The organism is Streptomyces sp. AC555_RSS877, from assembly GCF_019049245.1.
In the GTDB taxonomy this organism is placed as follows: domain Bacteria; phylum Actinomycetota; class Actinomycetes; order Streptomycetales; family Streptomycetaceae; genus Streptomyces.
In genome coordinates, this window is sequence record NZ_JAGMUK010000183.1 from 10,967 (window position 1) to 35,546 (window position 24,580).

At 71.8% G+C, this 24,580-nt stretch carries 15 protein-coding genes and 1 pseudogene; 10 read left to right on the forward strand and 6 right to left on the reverse strand.

Translation table 11 applies throughout. The features are described 5' to 3' along the window. The first annotated feature begins 413 nt into the window (after positions 1-413). The 4 genes from KUM49_RS40365 to KUM49_RS40380 all read left to right on the forward strand — a co-directional run bounded on the left by KUM49_RS40365 (position 414) and on the right by KUM49_RS40380 (position 9,118). Entirely contained in the window at positions 414-3,311 is a 2,898-nt protein-coding gene (locus KUM49_RS40365) for a glycosyl hydrolase 115 family protein (RefSeq protein WP_217242148.1), read from the forward strand. 351 nt (positions 3,312-3,662) lie between these two features. Then, positions 3,663-5,054 (forward strand): cytochrome P450, encoded by a 1,392-nt coding sequence (locus KUM49_RS40370; protein WP_254402538.1) that lies wholly within the window; start codon positions 3,663-3,665, stop codon positions 5,052-5,054. After that, positions 5,038-6,045, forward strand: coding sequence for a (-)-alpha-amorphene synthase (locus KUM49_RS40375; protein ID WP_308406975.1), 1,008 nt, complete (start codon positions 5,038-5,040; stop codon positions 6,043-6,045). Before KUM49_RS40370 ends, KUM49_RS40375 begins: the two co-directional genes overlap by 17 nt. A 163-nt stretch (positions 6,046-6,208) precedes the next feature. Then, entirely contained in the window at positions 6,209-9,118 is a 2,910-nt protein-coding gene (locus tag KUM49_RS40380) for an AAA family ATPase (RefSeq protein WP_217241916.1), read from the forward strand. Positions 9,119-9,154: 36 nt separating this feature from the next. On the opposite strand, the gene KUM49_RS40385 is transcribed toward KUM49_RS40380, so the two are convergent. The 5 genes from KUM49_RS40385 to KUM49_RS40405 all read right to left on the reverse strand — a co-directional run bounded on the left by KUM49_RS40385 (position 9,155) and on the right by KUM49_RS40405 (position 17,610). Next, positions 9,155-10,618: an alpha-amylase family glycosyl hydrolase gene (locus KUM49_RS40385; RefSeq protein ID WP_217241917.1), complete on the reverse strand. Its 1,464-nt coding sequence runs from the start codon at positions 10,616-10,618 to the stop codon at positions 9,155-9,157. A 270-nt stretch (positions 10,619-10,888) separates the two neighbouring features. Beyond that, entirely contained in the window at positions 10,889-14,263 is a 3,375-nt protein-coding gene (locus KUM49_RS40390) for a pyruvate carboxylase (RefSeq protein ID WP_217241918.1), read from the reverse strand. A gap of 112 nt (positions 14,264-14,375) precedes the next feature. After that, positions 14,376-15,191: a DUF427 domain-containing protein gene (locus tag KUM49_RS40395; protein ID WP_217241919.1), complete on the reverse strand. Its 816-nt coding sequence runs from the start codon at positions 15,189-15,191 to the stop codon at positions 14,376-14,378. Between the two features lie 22 nt (positions 15,192-15,213). Beyond that, positions 15,214-16,422: a cysteine desulfurase-like protein gene (locus KUM49_RS40400; RefSeq protein WP_217241920.1), complete on the reverse strand. Its 1,209-nt coding sequence runs from the start codon at positions 16,420-16,422 to the stop codon at positions 15,214-15,216. 12 nt (positions 16,423-16,434) lie between these two features. Continuing rightward, positions 16,435-17,610 (reverse strand): cytochrome P450, encoded by a 1,176-nt coding sequence (locus KUM49_RS40405; protein ID WP_217241921.1) that lies wholly within the window; start codon positions 17,608-17,610, stop codon positions 16,435-16,437. Positions 17,611-17,832: 222 nt separating this feature from the next. Between KUM49_RS40405 and KUM49_RS40410 the strand changes: the two genes are divergently transcribed. The 5 genes and pseudogenes from KUM49_RS40410 (at position 17,833) to KUM49_RS40430 (ending at position 23,530) form a co-directional block, all read left to right on the forward strand. Further along, positions 17,833-19,218 (forward strand): hypothetical protein, encoded by a 1,386-nt coding sequence (locus KUM49_RS40410; RefSeq protein ID WP_217241922.1) that lies wholly within the window; start codon positions 17,833-17,835, stop codon positions 19,216-19,218. Positions 19,219-19,299: 81 nt separating this feature from the next. Continuing rightward, positions 19,300-20,491, forward strand: a pseudogene (locus tag KUM49_RS40415) (AAA family ATPase). Continuing rightward, entirely contained in the window at positions 20,488-21,729 is a 1,242-nt protein-coding gene (locus KUM49_RS40420; protein ID WP_217241923.1) for a VWA-like domain-containing protein, read from the forward strand. Before KUM49_RS40415 ends, KUM49_RS40420 begins: the two are co-directional and overlap by 4 nt. Positions 21,730-22,094: 365 nt before the next feature. Then, positions 22,095-22,994 (forward strand): amidohydrolase family protein, encoded by a 900-nt coding sequence (locus tag KUM49_RS40425; protein ID WP_217241924.1) that lies wholly within the window; start codon positions 22,095-22,097, stop codon positions 22,992-22,994. 314 nt (positions 22,995-23,308) lie between these two features. Then, positions 23,309-23,530: a hypothetical protein gene (locus KUM49_RS40430; protein ID WP_217241925.1), complete on the forward strand. Its 222-nt coding sequence runs from the start codon at positions 23,309-23,311 to the stop codon at positions 23,528-23,530. 358 nt (positions 23,531-23,888) lie between these two features. Here the strand turns inward: KUM49_RS40430 and KUM49_RS40435 are convergent, their stop codons facing one another. Continuing rightward, the gene (locus KUM49_RS40435; protein ID WP_217241926.1) at positions 23,889-24,311 is read right to left on the reverse strand and encodes a secondary thiamine-phosphate synthase enzyme YjbQ; all 423 of its coding nucleotides are present in this window, start codon (positions 24,309-24,311) and stop codon (positions 23,889-23,891) included. Between the two features lie 166 nt (positions 24,312-24,477). Between KUM49_RS40435 and KUM49_RS50950 the strand changes: the two genes are divergently transcribed. Then, on the forward strand, positions 24,478-24,561 hold the full coding sequence (locus KUM49_RS50950) for a putative leader peptide (RefSeq protein WP_313884353.1): 84 nt from the start codon (positions 24,478-24,480) through the stop codon (positions 24,559-24,561). Positions 24,562-24,580: the final 19 nt, after the last annotated feature.

A 24,580-nucleotide genomic window follows, 5' to 3' on the forward strand; every position in this document is an offset into this window, starting at 1 on the left:
CGCAGCAAGGCCAGCATCGCCACACCCGCCGCACCTGCCGCACCCGCCGACGAGTGCGGCAGCAACAATGCCGGTCGCATCCAGCCGACGCCCCGGCACCCCTGGCGCCTCACACGCCTGTCCGCTCCCCCGTCGGCACTCCGGTCACGCACGACTCTGGACGCCTCGTCCGGCCCTGACCTAAGGTGCGACAGCAAGCGCTTTCTAATCGCTTGCCCACCCGCGCATGACCGCGCAAGCGTTCCACTTCCGTCGCTCTTCGGCCTACTCCCCAGCCCCTGCGCCCAGCCCCGCCGGACGGTCCGCACGAGGAGCCGCCGAGGGTGCCCGGGGCGGAAAGGAAGCGTCTCGTGCCGCACAACGAACCGCAGGGTTCCTCGCAGTCATGGACCCGCAAGTCGTTCCTGCGTGGAATGACGGCTGCCGGGGTCGCCCCGCTGCTCCCGGGGGTTCTTCCCACGACCGCCCGGGCCGCCGAGGCCGCCCCCTCGCACCGCCCGGCCTTCCCCCTCGTCCAGGGCGGCGTCGCCGCGGACGTGTTCGTGGACGCGGCGGACGACCATGCCGTGGTCCGCGCGGCCGGGGACCTGCCCGCCGACATCGAACGGGTCAGCGGCGTACGGCCGCGGTTGCTGCACTCCCTGCCCGAACGGGCGACGCACCTGGTCCTGGTGGGCACGCTCGGCGCCAGTCCCGTCATCGACCGGCTCGTCGCGGACCGGCGTCTGGACGTGTCCGGGGTGAAGGGGCGCTGGGAGGCGTCGGTGACCCAGGTGGTGGAGCGCCCCTTACCGGGAGTGGACCGCGCCCTGGTGATCGCGGGCAGCGACCGGCGCGGCACCGTCTACGGCGTGTACGACACCTCGGAGCGTATCGGCGTCTCGCCCTGGTACTGGTGGGCCGACGTGCCCGTCGTACGCCGCGACACCGTGACGGTGCCGGCGGAACCCCTCAAACGGCGTGAACCCTCCGTCCGCTATCGGGGCATTTTCATCAACGACGAGCAGAACCTCACCACGTGGTCGCGTCGCACCCAGGAGCCGGACAAGAACATCGGCCCCGAGACGTACAAACACGTCTTCGAACTGCTGCTGCGCCTGAAGGCCAACTACCTGTGGCCGGCCATGCATCCGTACTCCGACTTCTTCAACAAGCACCGCGAGAATCCCCAACTCGCCGACAGCTACGGCATCGTCGTCGGCTCCAGTCACCCGGAGGCGCTGCTGCGCAACGGTGTCCACGAGTGGGAGCCGTGGGCGAAGGAGCATCCCGGCGCGGACGGCACCCTGCCCCTGTACGACTACACGGTCAACCCGGGTGTCATCTCCGACTACTGGAGAGCCAGAGCGCGGCAGAACGCGTCGTACGAGAGCAGTTGGACGCTCGGCATGCGCGGGCTGCACGACTCCGCGCTGGAGACGAAGCACGCGACGACCATTCCGGAGAAGGTCGTGGTGATGAACGACATCATCGCGGACCAGCGCCGGATCCTGGCCGAGGAGGTCGGCGCGGCGGCCGAGCCGCAGATCTTCATTCCGTACAAGGAGGTCCTGGACCTGTACAACGCGGGCGTGCGGGTCCCCGACGACGTGACGCTGATCTGGCCGGACGACAACCACGGCAACATGCGCCAGCTGCCGAACGAGGCGGAGCGCGTCCGCGCGGGCGGCAACGGCATCTACTACCACCTCTCCTACTGGGGCCGCCCGCGCAGCTATCTGTGGCTGGACACCACCCAACTGTCCAAGGTGTGGCAGGAGTTGCGCCGGGTGTACGAGCACGGCGTCGACCGGATGTGGATCTTCAACGTCGGTGACGTGAAGTCGATCGAGACCGGGCTGTCCTTCTCCATGGACATGGCCTGGGACGTGGACCGGTGGGACGCCGACGAGGTCGAGGACTTCGTGGCCGAGTGGGCCGGGCGGCAGTTCGGGCGCCGCCACGGACCGGAGATCGCCGCGATCCGTACGGAGTACTACCGGCTCGCCGCCGAGCGGCGCCCGGAGTTCATCGACCGCGGCATGTTCTCCGTCATCCACCACGGTGACGAGGCCGGACGCCGGACGGACGCCTACGGCCGGCTGCTGGAGCGCGCCCGGGCCCTGGGCGCCAAGTTGCCCGAGGCCTACCGGGACGCCTACTACGAGCTGGTCGAGTACCCGGTGCACGGGGCGTACTTGATGAACCTGAAGTACTACTGGGCGGACCGCAACGCGCTCGCGGTCCGGCAGGGGCGGGGGGCCGGCGCGAACCGCTTCGCGGACCTGGCCGAGGCCGCCCATGCCGAGGAAGCGGCGATCACCAAGCGGTACAACACCGAGGTGGCGGGCGGGAAGTGGGACGGGATCGTCAATCCGTACCCCTCCCAGATCCCGAAGGCGCCGGGCCGTCCGGCCGTCACCAGGGTCGCCCGGAAGGAGACCTCGGGGCTCGGGGTGGCGGCCGAGGGGAACGAGGCCGGGGTGGACCGGCCGCTTTCCTTCTCCTCCTACACCCGCGGCCGGCGTTTCCTGGACGTCTTCAACACCGGTTTCCTGAGCGTGGACTGGGCGGCCGAGACCGGTCACCCGTGGGTCCGGCTGAGCACGACGGGCGGCTCGATCACCGAGCAGACCCGGGTGTGGGTGGAGATCGACTGGGCGCGCGTTCCCGAGGGGGCGCAGGAGTCCACGGTCGTCGTCACCGGTGCGGGGCAGCGTGTCGAGGTGCCGTTGCGGGTGGTCAACGACGGGGAGCGGGCACGCCGTCGGGCCCGTGGGTTCGTCGAGGCGCACGGATACGTGTCGATCGACGCCGTGCACTTCCAGCACCGGGTGGCGCGCGGCGGATCCCGCTGGCGGACCGTGCGCGGGCTGGGCCGCCGTACCGGCGCGATGGAGGCGGTGCCGTCGACGGCCGCCCCGGTCACCGAGGACTTCGCCGCCCGGGCGCCGGAGTTGAGGTACCGGGTGCGCTTCGCGAGCGCCGGGAGCTTCCCGGTCACCGTCTTCCGGCTGCCCTCCCTGGACGAACGCGGTCACCGCCGGATCGCCGTCGCCCTCGACGACCAGCCGGTCACCGTGCTGTCCGGACAGTCCGTCGCCACCGGCAACCGCGGCGACGCCTGGGCCCGCAACGTGGAGGAGGGTATCGAGAAGCTGACCGCCACCATCACCGTCACCGAACCCGGCGAACACGTCCTGCGGCTCTTCATGGTCGACCCCGCGATCGCGGTGGACCAGATCGTCGTCGACACCGGCGGCCTGCCCGCCACCTATCTCGCGCCGCCGGAGAGCTATCACCCGGTGTTCAACCCCGATCCCCACCTCTGATTGCCCGGCCCGTCCATTCCCTTCGGATTCGCCGCATGCGAAAAAGGAGCACGAAAGACGCCTGAGTGACAGAAGGCGACAATTCTTGGGTGTATTGCACACCCAAGGTCGCTTGCTCAATGCGTCTTCGTGCTCCTGTGCGCCCCCGCGTACAGGGGATTCGGGGCACCGTCAGCAGCTTGGACTGGGCAGGACATGTCTCGAACGCCAAGTCGGTGGATCGACCACCGACTTTCGCGCGTCGACTGAGACAGGTGGTATTCGATGAGCAATGCCGTACCTCAGACAGAACGAGCATGGACCGTGGGTACTGCTCCGGGCATATTCCCGTCCATCGGCCACTCTATCGCCTTGTTCCGTCGGCCGCTGGATTTCCTGAATTCCCTGCCGGCCCGCGGTGATCTGGTCGAAGTACGTCTGGGCCCGCTCCGCGCCTGGATGGCGTGCCACCCCGAAGTGGCCCACCAGGTCCTCATGGACCCGCGGACCTTCGACAAGGGGGGACCGCTGTACAACAGGCTGCGGCCGCTGATGGGCAACGGGCTGGTGACGTGTGGCAAGGACACGCACCGACGCCAACGCAGGCTGCTGCAACCCGACTTCCGTCCCTCCCGGGTTGCCGACCACACGGACATGCTGGGCCGGCAAGCGGAGTTGACGTGCCGCGACTGGCGGGCCGGGGACCAGGTCGACGTCAGTGCGGCGACGATGGCCCTGACGACCCGGGTGATGAACCACGTCCTCTTCTCCGACTCGCTCGGCGCCGCCGCGGCGGCCGAGGTGGGCGACCGTCTCGCCGTCATCGTCCGGGGCCTGTTCGTCCGCACGGCCGTGCCGGTCGACGCTCTGTTCCGCGTCCCGACTCCCGCGAACCTGCGCTACAGGCGGGCGGTCGCCCGGGTGCACGCGATCGTCGGCGAGGTTGTCGCGGAGCGCCGGCGCCGCGGCCCGGACGACGACCGGGACGACGTACTCGAAACGCTCCTGGCCGCCGCACGCGACGGATCATCAGAGGTCACCGAACAGGAGGTGCACGACCAGCTCGTCACACTGCTGCTCGCCGGAGCCGAGAGCACCGCCCTGTGCCTGGCCTCCGCTTTCGATCTGCTGGCCCGGCATCCCGAGGCGGAACGTCGCCTGCATGCCGAGGTCGACGCCGTAACCGCCGGCCGGCGACGGCCCGGCCACGACGCGCTGCCGCGGCTCACCTACACCCGGTGCGTCGTCGCCGAGACCCTGCGGCACCGACCGCCCGGCTGGCTCTTCACGCGCGTCACCACCCGGGAGACGACGCTCGCCGGGCACCGGCTCCCCCTCGGAACCACCGTTCTGTACAGCCCCTACCTGTTGCACCACGACCCCGCCTCGTTCCCCGAACCCGAGCGTTTCCTTCCCGAGCGCTGGCTCCGGGAGCGGGCCACCGCCGATCCGCGCGGCGCGATGCAACCCTTCGCCGCGGGCAGCCGGAAGTGCATCGGCGACACCTTCGCCATGGCGGAGGCCACGCTGGCCCTCGCGACCATCGCCGGCCGCTGGCGGCTGCGCCACCTGCCCGGATACGCCGAACGGCTGCGCCCGGCAGCGACGTTGGGGCCGCGCTCACTGGTGATGACGTGCCAGCCGCGTGCGCACGCACCGGCCGGCTCGACGCCCCGTGCACGATCCCTCGCTCCCCGAGCGACCGCAGCAGCCCGCGTACAGGACCCCCGAACGGCAGGTGACAACGGTGTCGACGACGCATGAGGAAATCGCAGCGGTTCCGCAGGACGTGATCACGACCGGCAGCCTCAGGGATCTGATCGACGCCCACCTGTACATGCCCTTCCCGTTCCAGAGCAATCGCCACGCCGCCGAGGCGGCGGCGGGCGTCGACACCTGGCTGCGCGCCTGGGGGCTGACCGACGACCCGGAGGTGGCGGCCATGATCACCGCCACGCGCCCCGCCCAGCTCGCGGCACACAACAGCCCGTCCATGGACGCCGACCTCCTCCAGATCGTCGCCAACCAGATCGCCTACCAGTTCATCTTCGACGACCGGGCCGAAGAGGTCGGCCGCCGACAGCCGGGCCGGCTGCTGCCCATGCTGACCGAGAGCGTGGAGATCCTCAGGGACGGCCGGCCCCCCAGCACGACTCTCGGGGCCGCCCTCGCCGACCTCCACCGACAGGTCCGGCAGTGGTGCACTCCCGCGCAGGCGGCCCGCTGGGCGTGGAACAGCCGTGAGTACGTGCACGGGCTGTTGTACGAGGCGGTGGCACAGAGCGACTCCGTGCCCCTGGGGGCAGGGCTGTGCGGCTCGATCCGTTCGCTCACCGCGGGCATCGAGCCGTTCTATCCCCTGTACGAGGCGGCGCAGCACCGCGAACTCACCCTCCATGACCTCCACCACCCCGGCGTACGGCGGCTGAACCGCCTTTCGGTCGACGCCGCCGTGTGGACGGCCGACCTGTTTTCCGCGGTCAAGGAGCAGCGGGCGGGGGGAGTCATCAATGTCGCCCTCGCCCGGCAGCGGCTGCACCGCTGCCCGCTGCCGACCGCCGTCATGCTGGCCATCCGGCTGATCAACAGCACGATCTGCGAGTTCGAGTCGCTCCACGAGGAAGTCAGGCTGGACTTGAGTCCCGCCGGCGTCGGTTATCTGGACGGCATGATCGGCTGGATTCGCGGCTGTTACTACTGGTCCCGCACGGTGCCGCGCTACGCGGACACCTCGGACGCGTATGCCGTTCCATGAAGGTGAGCCGGACATAATACCCGAGGGACGGACACTCGGAGCTCTGCCGTGGATAGTTCACTCGCAATGCCGTTCTGCTGTGCGAACCCGACCGCCGCGTGTATTTGAGGGCGTACGCTCGGCGCCGTCCTCCGCGGATCAACGACAGGAAGCGGTAGCGCACATGGCGCCTGGGCTGCGGCAATCCCTCACCGAGTACCGTCCTCTGCTCGAACGCCATCGGGAATTGCGAGCGCTCGACTGCGCATTGACCGAGCTGCGCGAAGCGGCCGAGGGTGTGCCGCGCACGCCGTCCAGCGAACTCCTCGTCTTCGCCGGTCCGGCCGGCATGGGGAAGACCACCCTCGTCGCCGCGGCACGTGCCCGCGCCGTCGCGCACGGCTGCACGGTGCTCTCCGGCAAGGGTGGCGAGAACGAGCAGGGGCTGGCGTTCCGCGTGGTGCGCCAACTCCTGCAGCCTGCCCTGGCCACGATGGACGACACGGAGCTTCGCTCGTTCCTGGGGAGTTGGTACGACATCGTCGCGGTCGCGCTCGGCCTCGAGGCGAGCGACACCTCCCACGTGCCGGACCCGACAGGAGTGCGCGACGGCCTCGACTGGGTCATGACCCGTCTGGCGGTGAAGAAGGCGCCCGTCGTACTGCTCGTGGACGACCTGCACTGGGCCGATGCCGAGTCCCTGAGCTGGCTCGCCTCCTTCGCGCCGCGGGCCGCCGATGTCCCCCTGCTGATCGTCGCCGCCTATCGGCCCGACGACATGCCGCCCGAGGCGCATGCCATTCGCACGGTCTTCGAACGCCACGGGAACCGCCCCCATGCCCTGGGGCCGCTGAGTGCCGACGCCGTCGCGCGGATCATCAGGGACAAGGTGGGAGAGCAGGCCGAGGACGACTTCTGCGACGAGTGCTGGACGGTCACCAGTGGGAGCCCGTTCGAGACCGTCGAACTCGCCTTCCGGCTCGCTGAGCGGCACGTCCGGGGCATGCTGCACGAGTTGCCCCTGATGCGAGATCTCGCAGCGGCCGTCAAGGGCCCCGGACTGCTCGATCGCCTCCAACGGCTCGGTACGGCCACCGTCCGCTACGCCTGGGCCGCTGCCGTGCTCGGCGGGTCCTTCTCACCGGAGCTCGCCGCGGACCTCGCGGTGATCGGCGTCGAGGAGGCCGCCGAGGCCACGGAGCGGCTGCGCGCGGCCCGGATCCTGGCACACGACCAGGGCCCAGGGGGCGGGCTCGAATTCGTCCACCCGCTGATCGCCACGACCATCTACCGGGCCATCCCGTCCGGCCTGCGGGTAGGTCTGCACAACGCGGCCGCGGAGGCCGTCCGCGCCGCCGGGCTCGGCCCCACCGCCGCGGCCCGGCACCTGCTGGAAGTTCCCTGTGACGGCAGGCCCGAGGCGGTGGAATGCCTGCGGGCGGCCGCCAGTGAGTACCTTCGGGCCGGGGCCCCGGAGGCGGCCCGACGTGCCCTGAGCCGAGCCCTGCGGGAGCCGCCTCCCGCTGAGGACCGGGCCGTACTCCTCCACGAACTCGCGTGCTCGACCTTTCTCATCGAACCCACGGCCACGGTCGGCTATCTCCGGGAGGCACTGACGGAGCCCGGAGTCGACCCCGACCTCCGTGCCTCCATCGTCTACCGGCTGGCCCAGGCCCTGGCCCACACCGACCGACTGGCCGAGGCCGCGACCGTGGCGGCCGACGAGGCACGGCAGGCGACCAACCCGCGGACGCGGCTGCGGATGCAGGCCGACCACTTCGTGTGGAGCGCGTTCCGCATGGACGAGCCCGACTCTCCCGCCCGCTCCCGCCGGCTGGCACGCCTGGCCGAGAAGTTGCCCGGGCGCGGACTGGAGGAGCGCTACATCCTGGGCCTGCGGGCATGGGACGCGCTGGTGCGTGGTGAACCGCGCCGGACCGTCCTCACCTGTGCCGAGGACGCTCTGCGCGGCGGGATGAGCTGGACCGACGAGAACCGTGGCTTCGAGGTACCCGTCTCGGTCGCTCTCACGTTCATGTACTGCGACCAGCCGCTGCGGGCCGAAGAGCTGTTCATCAAGGGCATGGCCGAGTGCGAGGGCAAGGGCTGGCGGGGCTCCCACCTGGCCGTCGGACAGACCCTCTTCGGCTACATCCGCTACCGCCGCGGCTGCCTGGCCGAGGCGGAGGAACTCGGGCGGGAGGGCCTGCGCATCGCCGACCGGGTCGAAGGCGCCGTACCCGCCCAGTGGTTCGCCATCGGCATTCTGATCCAGATCCTGCTGGCCCGCGGCCGGGCCGTCGCAGCCCGCCGCCTCGCCGACCAGTACCACTACGGCGAGGTCGTCCCGAACGCCGTCATCTATCCCGACCCGCGCACGGTGTACGCCGAACTGCTGCTGGCCGAGGGTCGGCGCTCGGAAGCCGAGTGCCTGCTGTCCGACGTCGGGGAGCGGCTGGAGGCACGGGCCTGGCGCAACCCGTCCTGGTGTGCCTGGCAGTTGGACCTGGCGTCCGCTGTCGCCCCCAGCGCCCCCGACCGGGCGGTCCGTCTCGCCGAGGACGCCGTCAAGCGGGCCCGTGACTTCGGCGCGGCGTCCGTGATCGGCCAGGCCCTGCACGTTCAGGCCGAGGTCACCGGCGGCCCCGCGGCCCTGGACCTGCACGCACAGGCCGTCCAACACCTTGAGCAGTCCCCCGCCGCCTACGAACTGTCCCGCGCCCTGGTCGGCCACGGCGCCGCGCTGTCCCGGAACAGCCGGCTCCAGGAAGCCGCCGACCACCTCTACCGAGGCCTGGAGACAGCCGTCCACTGCGGTGCCGAGGCCGTGGCCGCCAAGGCCAGGGAGGAACTCTCCGCCGCCGGAATGCGCCCACTCCCCCTGCGCTACAGCCAGACGGACACGCTCACCGCCCACGAACGCCGAGCCGCCGAGATGACGGCCCAGGGCCACCCGGTGGCGGTGGTCGCGAAGGAACTGCGCCTCACCGAGCAGGGCGTACGGCAACTGCTGTCCGCCGCCTACCGCAAGGTCGGCACCGACGCCGCGGGGCTCGCCGGGGCGTTGAAGACCTTTCCGCGGCCCATGCGGTGAGGGGGACAGTGACGCGGACAGTGGCGAGACCAGCGGTTACGAGGTCCCCCGAGCCGGCACGGCCAGAACATGTCCGGCCCACGGGTCGAGGGCCACGAACAGGCCGGGACCGGTCAGTTCGTCGCCGTCGCGGTCGTACGTCCGGTCCGTGAGGAGGTCGGTCAGGCGGTGCTCGCCGCCTCGGAGGTCGACCCACGGGAGGGGAAGCCGCGCCTGGGCCGGGCGGTCGGAGTGGTTGACGACGACCACGTGGCGTGTGTCCTGGTCCGCCCAGGTCCACGCCAGCAGGTCACGGTGGGTGTCGTTGTCCGGCAGGGCCTCCGGGGTCAACGGCCGCCACTCGCCTCGGCGTACGGCGGCCGCCACCCGCGGCAGGCGGCCGTAGAACTCGCGCAGGGGCTCGTCGACCGGTTCCTGCGGTCTGCGGGAGAGGAACACCGGCGGGCGTACCCGGCGGCCCTCGAACTGGCCCTCGTGCCAGAGCGTCGCACCGGGGAGGGTCGCGACGGCGGTGGCTGCCGCCTGGCCTCGTACGCCGGGCAGGGTGGCGGCGGCCCTCGGCTCGTCGTGGTTCTCGAGGAAGCGGACGAGGCCGTGCTGGTAGGCGAGGCCAGCCCCTAGATGGGCGCGGACGGAACCGGCGTTCTCGTGGCACAGGCGGTCGTACAGCCGCTTGTCGTAGCAATGGTCGAAGCCCTGCTGCTGGAGGGCCCCTTCGAGGTCCCAGTACGCCTCAGCGACGAAGAGGAGATCCGGGTGGCGTGCGCGCACGCGCGGGATGACGTACGGCCAGAAGTCCTCGGCGGGAACCGGCCCCGCCCGGTCGCCCCACGTCCTGGCGAAGACGTCGTTCATCATCAGCATCGCCATGTCGCAGCGCACGCCGTCCGCCTGGTCGCCGATGGACACCAGTGTGTCCACGGTCGCCGAGCGCAGGTCGTCGGCGAAGGCGTTCACCTGGACCACGTCCGGCCAGGGCGGGAAGTACGGGTCACGGCCCCGGGCGTAGCTGCGGCCGCCGGCTTCGACGAAGGCGTCCGGCGCGCGGGCCAGGTCGTCCGCGGTGCCCTGGATCAGGCGGTCGGGGTGGGCCGTGAGCCAGGGATGGTCGGGGGCCACGTGGTTGGGGACGTGGTCGAGGATCAGTCGGAGGCCGCGGGCGGCCAGTCGGTCGCGGGCGGTGGCCAGGCCCTCCGGGCCGCCGAGGGAGGCGTCGACGACGTAGTTCCGTACGCAATACGGCGATCCGGCGATGTCCGCCTCGGTGACGTCGGGCAGCGCCTCGCGGAACGACGCCAGCAGGGTCTCGTCCCGCAGGGCGATGGCGAGGCCGGCCGGGCTGCGCTCCCAGACGCCCATCAGCCAGACGGTGTCGATGCCGGGCCGCGCGATCTCGTCCCAGACCTGGTCCGGCACCTCGCCCAGCGTGATGCGGCGCCCGTGGCGTTCACTCAACTCGCCCAGCCAGACGAGGGTGTTGATCTCGAGGATCACGGTCATGACAGGGGTTCCTCCTCCCGGGTCCTTCGAGGGCGGTAGGGACGCGCGGCCGCCGTCGCTGTGCCATGTGTCGCATCGCCACGGGTAAGCGGGTGAGCGTGCGGGTGCCACGCCGTTGTCGGCCCTCCGCGAGCCGACCCGCCCGACCCGTCCGGACTCGGGCGGGTCGGGCGGGTCGGGCGGGTCGGACAGGTCGGGCGGGTCGGACAGGTCGGGCGGGTCGGACAGGGCCGCAATCACACGCGGGGCCCACGGTGGCTGCTCCCGTGGTCAGGCGATCTCCACCAGCAGATCGCCACCCTCCACCTGCTGGATCTTGTTGATGGCCAGCCGGGACACCCGTCCGGCCTTCGTGGCGGTGATCGTGGCCTCCATCTTCATCGCCTCGATCGTGGCCACCGTGGCACCGGCCGCCACCTCGTCGCCCTCGGCGACCGCGAGCGTCACCACCCCGGCGAACGGCGCGGGGACGTGGCCCTGGTTGGAACGGTCGGCCTTCTCGGTCACGGGCACGTCGGAGGACGCGGCGGTGTCGCGGACCTGGATCGGCCGGAGCTGGCCGTTGAGCGCGGACATCACGGTTCGCATACCGCGCTCGTCGGCCTCGCCCACGGCTTCCAGCTCGATGAGGAGCCGCACGCCGGTCTCCAGGTCGACGGCGTACTCCTTGCCGGGCCTGATGCCGTAGAAGAAGTCCTTGCTGTCCAGCACGCTGGTGTCGCCGAAGCTCTGGCGGTGCGCCTCGAACTCGCGGGTCGGCCCGGGGAACAGCAGCCGGTTGAGCGTCGCACGCCGTTCCTTCTCCAGTCCCGTACGGTCCTCGGGCGTCAGCGCCTGCACGGGCTTGGCCTCGGCGCGGCCCTGGAGCGCCCGGGTGCGGAACGGTTCCGGCCAGCCGCCGGGCGGGGTGCCGAGCTCGCCGCGCAGGAAGCCGATGACCGAGTCGGGGATGTCGAACCGGTCCGGCGTCTCCTCGAACTCGGCGGGCGTCACCCCGGCGCCGACCAGGTGCAGGGCGAGGTCGCCGACCACCTTGGACGACGGGGTGACCTTCACCAGGTGGCCGAGGATGCGGTCGGCGGCGGCGTACATCGCCTCGATGTCCTCGAACCGGTCGCCGAGGCCCAGCGCGACGGCCTGGGTGCGCAGGTTGGACAGCTGCCCGCCGGGGATCTCGTGGTCGTAGACGCGTCCGGTCGGCGAGGCCAGGCCCGCCTCGAACGGGGCGTAGATCTTGCGGACGCTCTCCCAGTACGGCTCCAGGTCGCCGACGGCCCGCAGGTCCAGGCCGGTCGGCCGTTCGGAGTAGTCGGTCGCCGCGACGATCGCCGACAGGGACGGCTGCGAGGTGGTGCCGGCCATGGACGCGACCGCCCCGTCCACCGCGTCCGCGCCGGCCTGGATCGCGGCGAGGTAGGTGGCGAGCTGGCCGCCCGCCGTGTCGTGGGTGTGCAGGTGGACCGGCAGGTCGAACTCGCGGCGCAGGGCCGAGACCAGCTTCGCGGCGGCCGGTGCGCGCAGCAGGCCGGCCATGTCCTTGACGGCGATGACGTGGGCGCCCGCGGCCACGATCTGCTCGGCCAGGCGGAGGTAGTAGTCGAGGGTGTACAGCCGCTCGTTCGGGTCGGACAGGTCGCTGGTGTAGCACAGGGCGACCTCGGCGACGGCGGTCCCGGTCGCCCGTACGGCGTCGATCGCGGGCCTCATCTGGCTTACGTCGTTGAGCGCGTCGAAGATGCGGAAGATGTCGATGCCCGTCGCCGCGGCCTCCTGTACGAAGGCGTCGGTCACCTCGGTCGGGTACGGCGTGTAGCCCACGGTGTTGCGGCCGCGCAGCAGCATCTGCAGGCAGATGTTCGGCACGGCCTCGCGCAGGGCGGCCAGGCGCTCCCAGGGGTCCTCGGCGAGGAAGCGCAGCGCGACGTCGTAGGTGGCGCCGCCCCAGCACTCCAGGGACAGCAGCTCGGGCAGGGTGCGGGCCACGACCGGGGCGACGGCGAGCAGGTCCTTGGTGCGGACCCGGGTCGCGAGCAGTGACTGGTGGGCGTCGCGGAAGGTGGTGTCGGTGACGCCGATGGTCGCCGACTCGCGCAGCCGGCGGGCGAACCCCTCGGGGCCGAGCTCGGTGAGCTGCTGCTTGGAGCCGGCGGGCGGCTCGGAGTCGGCGAGCCGCGGCAGCTTGGTGGTGGGGTCGATCAGGTCGGGCCGCTCGCCGTGCGGCTTGTTCACCGTCACGTCGGCGAGGTAGGTGAGCAGCTTGGTGCCGCGGTCGGCGGAGTGGCGTGCGGTGAGCAGATGCGGCCGCTGCTCGATGAACGACGTGGTGACGTGGCCCGCCTGGAAGTCCGGGTCGTCGAGGACCGCCTGCAGGAACGGGATGTTCGTGGCGACCCCGCGGATGCGGAACTCGGCCACGGCACGTCGGGCCCGCCGGACCGCGGTCGTGAAGTCCCGGCCTCGGCAGGTGAGCTTGACCAGCATGGAGTCGAAGTGCGCGCTGATCTCCGTACCGGCGTGGGTGGTGCCGCCGTCCAGGCGGATGCCCGAGCCGCCGGGCGAGCGGTAGGCGCTGATCCGGCCGGTGTCCGGGCGGAAGCCGTTGGCGGGGTCCTCGGTGGTGATACGGCACTGCAGGGCGGCGCCGCGCAGGGTGACGGTCTCCTGGGAGAGGCCGAGGTCGGCGAGGGTCTCGCCGGCGGCGATGCGCAGCTGCGCCTGGACCAGGTCGACGTCGGTGACCTCCTCGGTCACCGTGTGCTCGACCTGGATGCGCGGGTTCATCTCGATGAAGACGTGGTTGCCGTCGCGGTCGAGCAGGAACTCCACGGTGCCCGCGTTGCGGTAGCCGATCTCGCGGGCGAACCGCACCGCGTCGGCGCAGATCTGCTCGCGCAGCGCCGGGTCGAGGTTGGGCGCGGGCGCCAGCTCGATGACCTTCTGGTGGCGGCGCTGCACGGAACAGTCGCGCTCGAAGAGGTGGATGACGTTGCCCTGCCCGTCGGCGAGGATCTGCACCTCGATGTGACGGGGTTCGACGACGGCCTTCTCCAGGAAGACGGTGGCGTCGCCGAACGCGGACGCCGCCTCGCGCGCCGCCGCCTCGATGGACTCGCGCAGCTGGGCGGGTTCCTGGACGCGGCGCATGCCGCGCCCGCCGCCGCCCGCGACCGCCTTCACGAACAGGGGGAAGCCGATGTCCTCGGCGGCCCGTACCAGTTCGTCCACGTCGGCGGAGGGCTCCGAGGAGCCCAGCACCGGTACGCCGGCCGCGCGGGCGGCGGCCACCGCACGGGCCTTGTTGCCCGTCAGCTCCAGGATCTGCGCGCTCGGCCCCACGAAGGTGATGCCCGCCTCCTCGCAGGCCCGCGCCAGTTCCGGGTTCTCGGACAGGAACCCGTAGCCCGGGTAGACGGCGTCGGCACCGGCCAGCCGGGCCGCGCGGATGATCTCCTCGACGGAGAGGTAGGCCCGTACCGGGTGCCCCGGCTCGCCGATCTCGTAGGCCTCGTCGGCCTTCATCCGGTGCAGCGAGTTGCGGTCCTCGTGCGGGAAGACGGCGACGGTCCTCGCACCCAGCTCATAGCCGGCGCGGAAGGCGCGAATCGCGATCTCGCCTCGGTTGGCGACCAGTACCTTGCGGAGCATCCCGGATCCCTTCGAACTGCCGGTGAGACTCACCATGCTCGCGGCAATGGCCCCGCCCTGCCATGAGAGCCAGGTCACGTGGGGGTGTCGGTTTCGGGATACTGTGCGCCGGTCACTCCGGTGACGGTGCCGAGAGCATCCTGGTGAACGGGGTCAGCGGGCGCTCCTGACGTTCGCCGTCGACGGTGATGTCGACCGCCTCGTTGAAGAAGGCGAGGAGGTCCCTGACGGCGCCCACGGCGGGCAGCGGGTCCGGGTAGCTCCAGACGAGGTTCGGCGGCACGTCGGCGCCGGCCCGCCACGACCAGTACCCGGCGGTGCCCTTGTAGGGGCAGCCGGTGCTGTGGTCGGTGGGCTCGAGCAGGTCGAGGCGGACGTCCTCGCGCGGGATGTAGTACCGCGTGGGCAGACCGGTCTCGAAGAGCAGGACCGGGCGGCGGGTGTCCGCGACGACAGTGCCGTCGATCTCGACCACGACATGCCGGCTGCTGGGGATCGCGTCCACCCGTTTGTGCGGGTCGCGGGGGTGGATGAAGATCTCCTCCTCTTCCTCGTACCAGTGGTCGAGGCCCCGGCCGACGCGCCGGAACCACTCGAAGGCGATGTGGTCGGCGAGGTCGGCGGCGGGGAAGCTCCAGGCCGCGTTCTCCACGGTCTTACCGTCGGCTTCGAGGTCGTAGAAGATCCGCGAGCCGGTGTGCGTTCCCGTCGGGGGGTTCTTCGCGGGGCGGAGCAGGTCCTCGCGGACCTCTTCGCGGGGGAAGGCGTACAGCGGGACGGGGACGTCGGGTTCCCAGACGAGGACGGGGTGCCGGCTGTCGACGACCGTCACCTCGCCCTTGCGGCCGCGGACCCAGCGTGCGCTGGGCTCCCACAGGAGGCCTTCCGGCGTGGTCCGGACGGCCCGGGCGGTGGGGAATGTGCTCATGACCTGCTCTCCTTTCAGCGGCTCAGCGGGATGTCAGGAACTCGGACAACCCGGTCAGGAGCCGGTCGACGTCCTCCGTGCCGGTGTAGGGCGCGAGGCCCAGGCGGAGGCCGCCGGTGTCGCCGAGGCCCAGTCGGCGCGAGGCCTCTACGGCGTAGAAGGATCCCGACGGCGCGTGGACGCCGCGCTCCGCGAGGAAGCGGTACGCGTCCACCGTGCCGTGCTTCTCGAACGTCAGCAACAGGGTGGGGGTGCGGTCCGCCGCCCTGGAGTGGATCGTGACGCCTTCGAGCGAGGACAGCCCCTTGTCCAGTTGCGTACGCAGGCTGTCCTCGTGCGCTTCGAGCGCCGAGTACGCCGCGATCAGGCGCTGCCGTCGGGTGCCGGCGGCACCCGTGTCCAGGCCGGCGAGGAAGTCGACCGCCGCGGTGGTGCCCGCGAGGAACTCGTAGGGCAGGGTGCCCAGTTCGAAGCGCTCCGGGACGGCGTCGGTGGAGGGCTGGAGCTTGTCCGGCCGCAGCGTCTCCAGCAGTTCCGGGCGGGCGGCGAGGACACCGTGGTGGGGGCCGAGGAACTTGTACGGGGAGCAGACGAAGAAGTCCGCGCCGAGCCGCTCCACGTCGACCGACGCGTGGGCCGTGTGATGGACGCCGTCGACGTAGGTGAACGCCCCTGCGTCGTGCGCCAGTCGGGAGATCTCGTCGATCGCGGGCCGGGTGCCGATCAGGTTGGACGCGGCGGTGACGGCGACCAGCCGGGTGCGTTCGGACAGCACGGCGCGGATGTCGTCGACGGTCAACTCCCCGGTGGCGGGGTCGAAGTCGGCCCAGCGCACGGTGGCACCGGCCCGGTCGGCGGCTTGGACCCAGGGACGGATGTTGGCGTCGTGGTCGAGGCGGGTGACGACGACTTCGTCTCCGGGGGACCACGTCTTGGCGAGGGTGCGGGAGAAGTCGTAGGCGAGCTGGGTGGCGCTGCGGCCGAAGACGATCCCCGACGGCTGCGCCCCCAGCAGGTCGGCCATGGCCCGGCGGGCCTCGACGACGATGCTCTCGGCGTTGCGCTCCCCCGGCACCGTGTGCCCCCGGTTCGACAAGGGGTGCGCCAACGCGTCGGCGATGGCGTCGATGACCGGTCGGGGCGTCTGGGTGCCGCCTGGGCCGTCGAAGTGAGCGGTGCCGGCCGCCAGGGCGGGGAACTGGGAGCGGATGGCGGTGAGGTCGTACGTCACGAGATGCTCCTGTCAGGCAGCCCTGTCCCACAGCACGTGCAGGGCGGGGGGCTTGCGGAAGACCAGGCCGTACGGCGCGGTCGGGCGGTCCGGGTCGAGGCGCAGGGCGGGAAGGCGTTCGAGCAGGCTCCGCAGGGCGATGCGGGTCTCCAGGCGGGCGAGGTGCGCGGCGAGGCAGCGGTGGGGGCCGTGTGCGAAGGCCAGGTGGAGGCGGGCGTTCGCGCGGCGGACGTCGAACCGGTCGGGGTCGGGGAAGACGGCCGGGTCCCGGCCCGCGCCCGTCAGGGAGACGGTGACCAGGTCACCGCGGCGGATCGTGGCCGGGCCGAGCACGGTGTCGCGGGTGGCGTAGCGGTCCACGACCGCGGCGCCCGGTTCGAGGCGCAGCGATTCCTCGGTCGCGCCGTCCAGCAGGCCCGCATCGGCCCGGACGAGGGCGAGTTGGCCGGGATGGCGCAGCAGGTGCAGCAGCGCGTTGGTGATCATCGCCTCGGTGGTCTCGATGCCCCCGAACATCAGGACGGCGGCGTTGGACGCCACCTCGGGCAGCCCCAGCCGCGCGGCCGCGGAGCCGAGGAGAGAGGCGGCGTCCCGGTCGGAGACGGTGGCTTCAACGGCGGCCTTCAGCTGCGCGTACGCCACCGCGCCGGCGGGTCCGGCGTCGAGTCCGGCGGTGATGTCGGAGACCGACCGCACGATGGAGTCGTACCAGGAGAGCACCGTGGCCGCGGTGGTGCCGGCCAGCCCGAGTGCCTCGGTCACGACGGCGGCCGCGAGCGGACCGGCGAACGCGGTTCGCAGTTCGGCGGCGCCGGCCGGTTCCAGTGCGGTGATGAGCCGGTCGGTCTCCTGCTCGATGTACGAGGCGAAACCGTCGTGCGCCTCTCGGGGGCGGAACGGAGCGGCGAAGGGGTCACGGTGACGGGCGTGGTCGGCACCGTCCAGGGACAGCATGCTCGGCCCGACGACCTGGGCGGTGGAGAACCGGGGGTCGTCGACGGTGAAGGTCGCGGCGTCCCGCATCACGCCCATAGCGAGATCGCGCCGGGTCACCAGCCATCCGTCCAGCTCGGGCAGCCAGGACACGGGCTCGTGCGCCCGCAGCAGCGCCAGTCGCGGGTGCGGGTCCTCGGCGAGTCCGGCCAGGGTGGTCGCGGCGCCGAGCGGGAAGGAGTCGACGACACTCATCATGAACCCGTGCCGGGGATGAGGAGGGACATGGGGACGAGGACGGGAGGGGGGAAACCGATCACAGCCAAGGCTAACCACCGCGCCCGCGCACGGACTTGTCCACCGACCGGGAAGTTGAATCACTGCTGACAGACCGGAGTGAGGGACGCTATGCTCCGCGACGATGACGACTCATTCTGTTGGCAGATTGGGGGCCCCGTCCGCGCAAGGTGAGTGCTGATGCTCACCAGAACCGCGCACGAGGATTCCCGCCTTTCCTTCTGGCCGCGCGTGCGAGAGTTCGCCGTGCCGCCCTCCATGATCGAGACCGCGACCGCCCGTCGGCACGTTGGCGACTGGGCGGGGGCGTGTGCCGCCGCGGGCGTCGATGTCGATCTCCAGTTGCGTTCCGTGGCGCGTACCCATGGCCGGGAGCTCGCGGCCCGGATCCGCGCCGATCTCCGCCATCTGGCCCCGGACCTGCTGCGCTGGCACCTGCCGAGGATCGCTCCCGACGGGCTGCTGCGTCCGGGACTGACCGTCTCGCTGGCCCGGTACGAGGCCGCCGGGCGTGCCGGCCCGGTGCATCTCGTGGTCCGTACGCCGCCCGCCTGGGCGGACGCCGGTCAGCGGATCAGCCTCGCGCTGTGGGACGGCTCCCCCGCGCAGGGCGGCACCGACCGCCATCCGCATCCCTGGCCCAGTCGGCGCTTCCGCCTGGACCTGCACCGCCATCTGTGGGACGTACGCAGGACCGATGAGCTGCGGACCAGGTCCGGGGCCGACGGGCCTGCAGACGGCGGTCGGCCTCTGCCCGTCCCGGATCTGCCCCGGACGGCGCCGCACGGGCGTCGCTGGGCCGTGGACCGGTGGGCGGCCGAGGCGGGGATCCTGCTGGACGCCGAGGAGCGGTCCTCCGGTGCCGTCGTCGTGCGGCTCGGGAGGCGGCATCGGCTGGTCCTGGAAGGGATGGACGACGTCGGGCCGCCGACCGTCCGGATCGCGGCGCCGAGCGGCGGGGACACCTCCGCTCTGCCGCTGCTGCCCGACGCGGCGACCTGGGTGCCGCCAGACCTGGAGCTGATCCGCAGCGGTGCGATCGAGGCCGAGCGGCTGCATCCGCTGGTCGCCTCTGCACTCGTACCGGACTGGTCGCCGCCCGGGCCGTCCCGGGCCTCGGACCGGGCGGGGCACCCGCGTCTCGTGGAGTGCCGGGGCGCCCGGCACCGGATCGGCCTGGTCGACGGGGTGCTGGCCCCGCTGGACCACGACCCCGACGAGATCCGCCGGGAAGAGCTGCTGGTCGCGCTGACCGGCTCGCCGCTTCCCTGTCTGCGGGCGATCGACGAGGCACACCGACGTCCGGACTGCCTCACCGGCGTGCGCGAACGCCTGGACCACGGCGACATCGCCGGTGCGCTGGCCGTCGTCGAGGGGCTGCTGGGCCCCGACGCGGCGCTGCGCGACGGCGCCCTGCGGGACGAACTCGAGGCCGCCGCGGAGCGGCGGATCACCTACGGGCTGTTCAGGGCCGGCCTGGTCGGACCCGGACCGGACCGCGTCCGCCCGGGACTGCCCCGTCCTCGTCACCACCGCTCGCATCCGCGCCACACGACCGGTCGCTGACCTCGGGGACCACAGGTCCCCTCACCACCACTCAATGCCCTGGGGGATCTCCCCCACCCACTGGCCAAAAGGTGATCACACATGCCCACATGCACCCTGTCCGCTGTCCCCTCCGCCCCTGTTCACGACTCCCAACTCGACGTCGCGGGCGACTTGTTGAGCCTGCTGCGCGACACCACCACCGAACCGCGGCCCGACGTCCAACTGGAGGCCCTGACCCTGGCCGTGGCCGCCGACCTGCCCGTCCTGCTGTGGGGCGAGCCGGGCATCGGCAAGACCGCGGCGCTGACCCGGCTCGCCGAGGCCCTGGACCTTCCGCTGACCACGGTGATCGCCAGCGTGCACGAGCCGTCCGACTTCTCGGGGCTGCCCGTCGTCGGGGACGACCCCGCGGAACAGGGTGTGCCGATGGCCCCGCCGGACTGGGCGGTGCGACTGGTGCGGGCCGGCCGGGGGCTGCTGTTCCTCGACGAGCTCTCCACCGCACCGCCGGCCGTGCAGGCCGCGCTGCTCCGGCTCGTCCTGGGAGCTGAGCCCGCCGCTCGCCAACCGCTTCGTCCATCTGCAGTGGACCCACGACCATGAGGTCGTCGTACGCGGCCTCGGCGGGACCTGGCCCCGGGCGACCCTGCCGCGGCTCGACCCGGCGAAGCTGCCGCAGGCCGTGGACTTCGCCCGGCGGGCGGTGTGCGGGCTGCTCACCGCCCGCCCCAAGCTCGTGCACCAGCTGCCCAGCAGTGAGACGCGCCGGGGCGGCGCCTGGCCGTCACCCCGGAGCTGGGAGATGACGCTGTGCCTGGTCGCCTTCGCGACCGCCGCCGGCTCCTCCCGGGAAGTGCTCTCCCTGCTGGTCAGGGGCACCGTGGGGGACGGTCCGGGGCTTGAGCTGCTGGCGAGCCTGGACCGGATGGACCTCCCCGACCCCGAGGCGGTGCTCGCCGATCCGGCGGGTGCGGTACTGCCCGAGCGGGGCGATCTTCGCCAGGCCGTACTGGACGGTGTGGTGGACGCGGTGCGCCGGCGCCCGGACAGGGCCCGCTGGGACGCGGCCTGGGCGCTCCTGGTCCGGGCGGTGGAGACCGGAGCCCCGGACCTGGTGGTCGTCCCCGCGACCACCCTCGCCTCGCTGCGTCAGGAGGACTGGGACGTTCCGGCCTCGATCGAGCGGCTCGCCGGAGTGGTGTCCCTGTCCCGGCGGGCGGACCGTGCGGCGGATCGCGCTGCCGATCGAGCGGCGGCCAAGGGCTCGGTCGTCACAGGGTCCGGACGATGAGTACCGAGGCACCGGCTGCGCTGGACCTCCACAAGCTGTTCGCCGCCCGACTGCACGCCGCCCGGGCTCGGCCCTACCTGGCGACGGCCCTGTTCGCCCTGCACACCGTCGCGTCGCGGCGGGTGCCGACCATGGCCGTCGACCGGCACTGGCGGTGCTATGTCTCGCCCGCGTTCGTGGACCGGACCCCGGTGGAGGAACTGGCCGGCGTGTGGGTGCACGAGGTGTCGCACCTGCTGCGCGACCATCACGGGCGCAGCGACCGGGTCGCGCGGGAACGTGGGCTGACCGGCCCGGGAGAACGGCTGCGGATGAACATCGCCGCCGACTGCGAGATCAACGACGACGTCTTCGGGGACGGGCTGGTACTTCCCGAAGGCGCTGTCGTGCCCGCGTCCTTGCACCTGCCCGTGGGACAGCTCATGGAGGACTACCTGCGTCAGTTCCGGCTCGGGCCGCTCACCCAGGACCTTTCCTGGCTGGACTGCGGCAGTGGCGCCGACGGACGGGAACGGGAGTGGGACCTGGGGCCGGACGGCGCGCACGGTCTGAGCGAGCAGGAACGGGACGCGGTCCGGTTCCGGGTGGCGCAGGGCATCACCGGCCGGCCCGGAAGCGCCTCCAAGGGGTGGCAGCGGTGGGCGGAGGAGGCGTTCCATCCGCCGCAGCCGTGGCGGGAGCTGCTGGGAGCGGCGGTCCGCTCCGCGGCCTCCGGCCCGGGTGCGGGCGAGGACTACACCTACGGCCGGCCGTCTCGGCGCTCGGTCGGCGTGCCCGGCGTCGTCCTGCCGAGTCTGCGGCGCAGGCCGCCCCGCGTCTGCGTGATCATCGACACGTCCGGGTCGGTCAGTGACGCCGAACTGGGCAGCGCGGTCCTCGAGGTCGCCGCGATCTCCCGTGCCGTGGGCGGCCGTCGCGACCTGGTCGCCGTGCTGCCGTGCGATGCGGCGGCCCGGGTCGTGCACCCCCTGTGCCGGGGCGAGGGCATACCGCTGATGGGCGGCGGGGGCACGGATCTGCGCACGGGCTTCGCCAGGGCGCTGCGAACGCGGCCACGACCCGACGTCGTCGTGGTCCTGACCGACGGACAGACGCCCTGGCCGGACACCCGGCCACCGTGCCGGACGGTGGTGGGTCTGTTCCCCCGGCAGCACACGGGCGGCTCGGGGAACGAGGACGATCCCGACTACGTGCCGGACTCGCCGCCCGCCTGGGCACGCGTCGTGGACATCGGCTAGGCGCCCGCCGCTCCGTCCTGCCCCTGGACGTTCGACGGGTTCAGGACGCGGTGGACGGGCGCGGCGCCGTGCGCACCGGATACGCGCGGCCCATGCCCCCCCGCGCCGAGACGGGCGAGCACGCGAAGGGGCCGGGGCGGGGCGGATTTCAGGTGTCAGCGCGGCCACCGGGCCAATCCTGGACCAAGGGGTCACAGAATGGGTGTGGAGGGACGTGAGATGCAGCAGAGTGATGGCTGTCGGGGTGATCGCGCCCCGCCCGGAGGACGACCGGTCCTCCGGGGTGGACGTGGAGGCGGGTAGCCACGACATCCTGGGGTCCGACGACGTCCGGGCGCACTTCGCGCCTTGGTGGGAGGAGCGTCATGACCAACGTCGACGTACACCAGCATCTGTGGATCCCGTCGCTGGTGACGGCGCTGCGATCCCGCCGCGAACCGCCGTTCCTGGACGGCTGGACGCTCTTTCTGGACGGTGAGCCGCCTTACGAGATCCCTCCCGCCGACCACGACGTCGCCCGTCGTACGGAACTCGCCGCCACCGACGGTCTCGGCAAGGTGCTCGTCTCGCTGTCCGCCCCGATCGGCGTGGAGTGGCTGCCCTCGGCCAAGGCACGGCCCCTGCTCGACGCCTACCACGAGGGCACGGCCGCGCTCCCTGAGCCGTTCGGCGGCTGGGCCGCCGCCTGCGTACGGGACATCGACCCGAGCGCGACGGCCAGGGACCTCGACCGGGGGTTCGCCGGACTCCAGCTCCCCGCGAACGCCCTTGCCGACGCGACCGGGTACGCGCGGTGCGCCCCGCTGCTCGAACTGCTCGAGGAGCGGGACCTCCCGCTGTTCGTCCACCCCGGGCCCGCGGCCGGCGGGTCCGAGGGGCCCGGCTGGTGGCCCGCGATGGTGCCCTACGTCCAGCAGATGCACGCCGCCTGGTTCGCCTTCCGTGCCTTCGGCCGGCCGCGCCATCCGCACCTGCGGGTGTGCTTCGCGTTGCTGGCCGGGCTCGCCCCGCTGCACGCCGAACGCTTCGCCGCCCGTGGCGGCAGCCAGGAGGAGGTGGACCCTGGTGTGTTCGTGGAGACGTCGTCGTACGGTCCGCGCGCCGTCGACGCGATCGTCCGCGCCCTCGGTGTGGACGCGGTGGTCCAGGGCTCGGACCGGCCCTACGCGGAGCCGCCGCAACATCCCGGCTTCGGTCTCGGCGGAGCCGCGGCGTACGCCTTCCGCATCGCCAATCCGCGGCGGCTGCTCACCGGAAAGGACTGAACGCTCACCGGGCCGGCGCGGCGTCGCAGGGCACGGCATCTCGTGCCACCACCGGCGACACCGCCTCCCGTGACGCCGAGAAGAACGTGACGGCTCCGACGAACGCCACGTGACATATCTCCTGCTATCCATCCAATCGCCGGAAACGATCCGATCCATCCACCCGTTCAAGCCGTCGAGCGGCCCTGCGCACGGCTGAAGAAGGCCGCGCGGCACGCCATCTGATCTTCAACGCGGAGAATTTTGTTGATCGATCATGGCAAGTGGCAGCAGCGCGCCGGTTGTGGCGATCCGGCAGGCGCATACTGGTGACAATGACAAAGTCACCCGTGCCCAAGCGTCATCTGCCGACCAGCCCCTTCCTGGCCCCGGCCTCACCCCCGTCCAAGCAGTTCGTCGTAGGAAGCCGAGTCACACACGACGTGTACGGCCTCGGCCGCGTGACCGCCGTTGAGGAGGGAATCGCGGTCGTCGTCGACTTCGGTTCGCTCGAAGCGCGGATCATGAGCCCGTACAACAAGTTGACTAATCTCTAAACGGCCCCTGCGCACACCGGCGGCACCGCTCTACTTGGCATGCCCGCAATGAAAGTGAGACGTCTCATCGCTACGATCCCGCTGTTCTCCGACCCGGAGCCGACCCACCTCCACACCACGGCGGTATCGCCGCCCCCGATGAGGGATCCCTTCCAGGCGGCGCCGGATGTGGAGGAGGACACCTCCGACGCCCTGGCTGAATGATCGACTTGCCTGGCAGTCGGCTTCGGGTGGCGGCTTCGGGTGGCGGCGGTGATGTGATTCTCATCACCGCGGACCCGGCGGTTTTGCGCTGCGGGCACCCACAAGGTGTCCGTCTTGCTGGGCGGATGTGACCCGGCCGCCCCAGCACGGTCCCTCACCCCAGGAAACTCAACCGCACCTGACGGTCCGGGTTGTCACGGTTGGTGTCGACCAGGCACACCGACTGCCATGTCCCGAGCTCAAGACGGCCGTTCAGCACGGGCAGCGTCGCGTGCGGCGGGACGACCGCGGGCAGGACGTGGTCGCGGCCGTGGCCGGGGCTGCCGTGGCGGTGCTGCCAGCGGTCGTCCGCGGGCAGCAGGGTGTGCAGGGCGGCGAGGAGGTCGTCGTCGCTGCCGGCACCCGTTTCGATGATCGCGATTCCGGCGGTGGCGTGCGGCACGAAGACGTTCAGCAGGCCGTCGCGACCGGCGGCCGCCTCCCTGAGGAAGGCCTCACAGTCACGGGTGAGGTCGGCGATCCGCTCCGTGGAGCCGGTGGCCACGTTCAGGACTCGGGTGGTGAAAGCGTCTGACATGTCTCCCATCCTGACCCGGGAGCCGCGTTTCACACGCGACCACTCGCTCGCCCTCCGATCGGGCGGTCCACTTCGCTGATACGGGTGTCCACTCCCCTGACAGCCGTGGTCCACTTCGCGAGACGGCCATTGACCATGGCCACGCCATCTGGCTACTTTCGGCCGCATGTTGCGTTCAGCCCTTCTCACCACGCGCGGTCACATCGACCTGCTGCGGGTGGCTTCCGCCGCGTGTCGCCGCGGCCGCTGACGCCTCTTTCTGCCTTCTC

What these genes read in the sequence shown, in the direction of transcription:
- KUM49_RS40405 (WP_217241921.1), bottom strand. Translation starts at nt 17,610, where the DNA reads ATGAGTGTCGTCGACTCCTTCCCGCTCGGCGCCGCGACCACCCTGGCC.
- KUM49_RS40420 (WP_217241923.1), top strand. Translation starts at nt 20,488, where the DNA reads ATGAGTACCGAGGCACCGGCTGCGCTGGACCTCCACAAGCTGTTCGCC.
- KUM49_RS40365 (WP_217242148.1), top strand. Translation starts at nt 414, where the DNA reads ATGACGGCTGCCGGGGTCGCCCCGCTGCTCCCGGGGGTTCTTCCCACG.
- KUM49_RS40380 (WP_217241916.1), top strand. Translation starts at nt 6,209, where the DNA reads ATGGCGCCTGGGCTGCGGCAATCCCTCACCGAGTACCGTCCTCTGCTC.
- KUM49_RS40435 (WP_217241926.1), bottom strand. Translation starts at nt 24,311, where the DNA reads ATGTCAGACGCTTTCACCACCCGAGTCCTGAACGTGGCCACCGGCTCC.
- KUM49_RS40430 (WP_217241925.1), top strand. Translation starts at nt 23,309, where the DNA reads ATGACAAAGTCACCCGTGCCCAAGCGTCATCTGCCGACCAGCCCCTTC.
- KUM49_RS40385 (WP_217241917.1), bottom strand. Translation starts at nt 10,618, where the DNA reads ATGACCGTGATCCTCGAGATCAACACCCTCGTCTGGCTGGGCGAGTTG.
- KUM49_RS40395 (WP_217241919.1), bottom strand. Translation starts at nt 15,191, where the DNA reads ATGAGCACATTCCCCACCGCCCGGGCCGTCCGGACCACGCCGGAAGGC.
- KUM49_RS40390 (WP_217241918.1), bottom strand. Translation starts at nt 14,263, where the DNA reads ATGCTCCGCAAGGTACTGGTCGCCAACCGAGGCGAGATCGCGATTCGC.
- KUM49_RS40410 (WP_217241922.1), top strand. Translation starts at nt 17,833, where the DNA reads ATGCTCACCAGAACCGCGCACGAGGATTCCCGCCTTTCCTTCTGGCCG.
- KUM49_RS40425 (WP_217241924.1), top strand. Translation starts at nt 22,095, where the DNA reads ATGACCAACGTCGACGTACACCAGCATCTGTGGATCCCGTCGCTGGTG.
- KUM49_RS50950 (WP_313884353.1), top strand. Translation starts at nt 24,478, where the DNA reads ATGTTGCGTTCAGCCCTTCTCACCACGCGCGGTCACATCGACCTGCTG.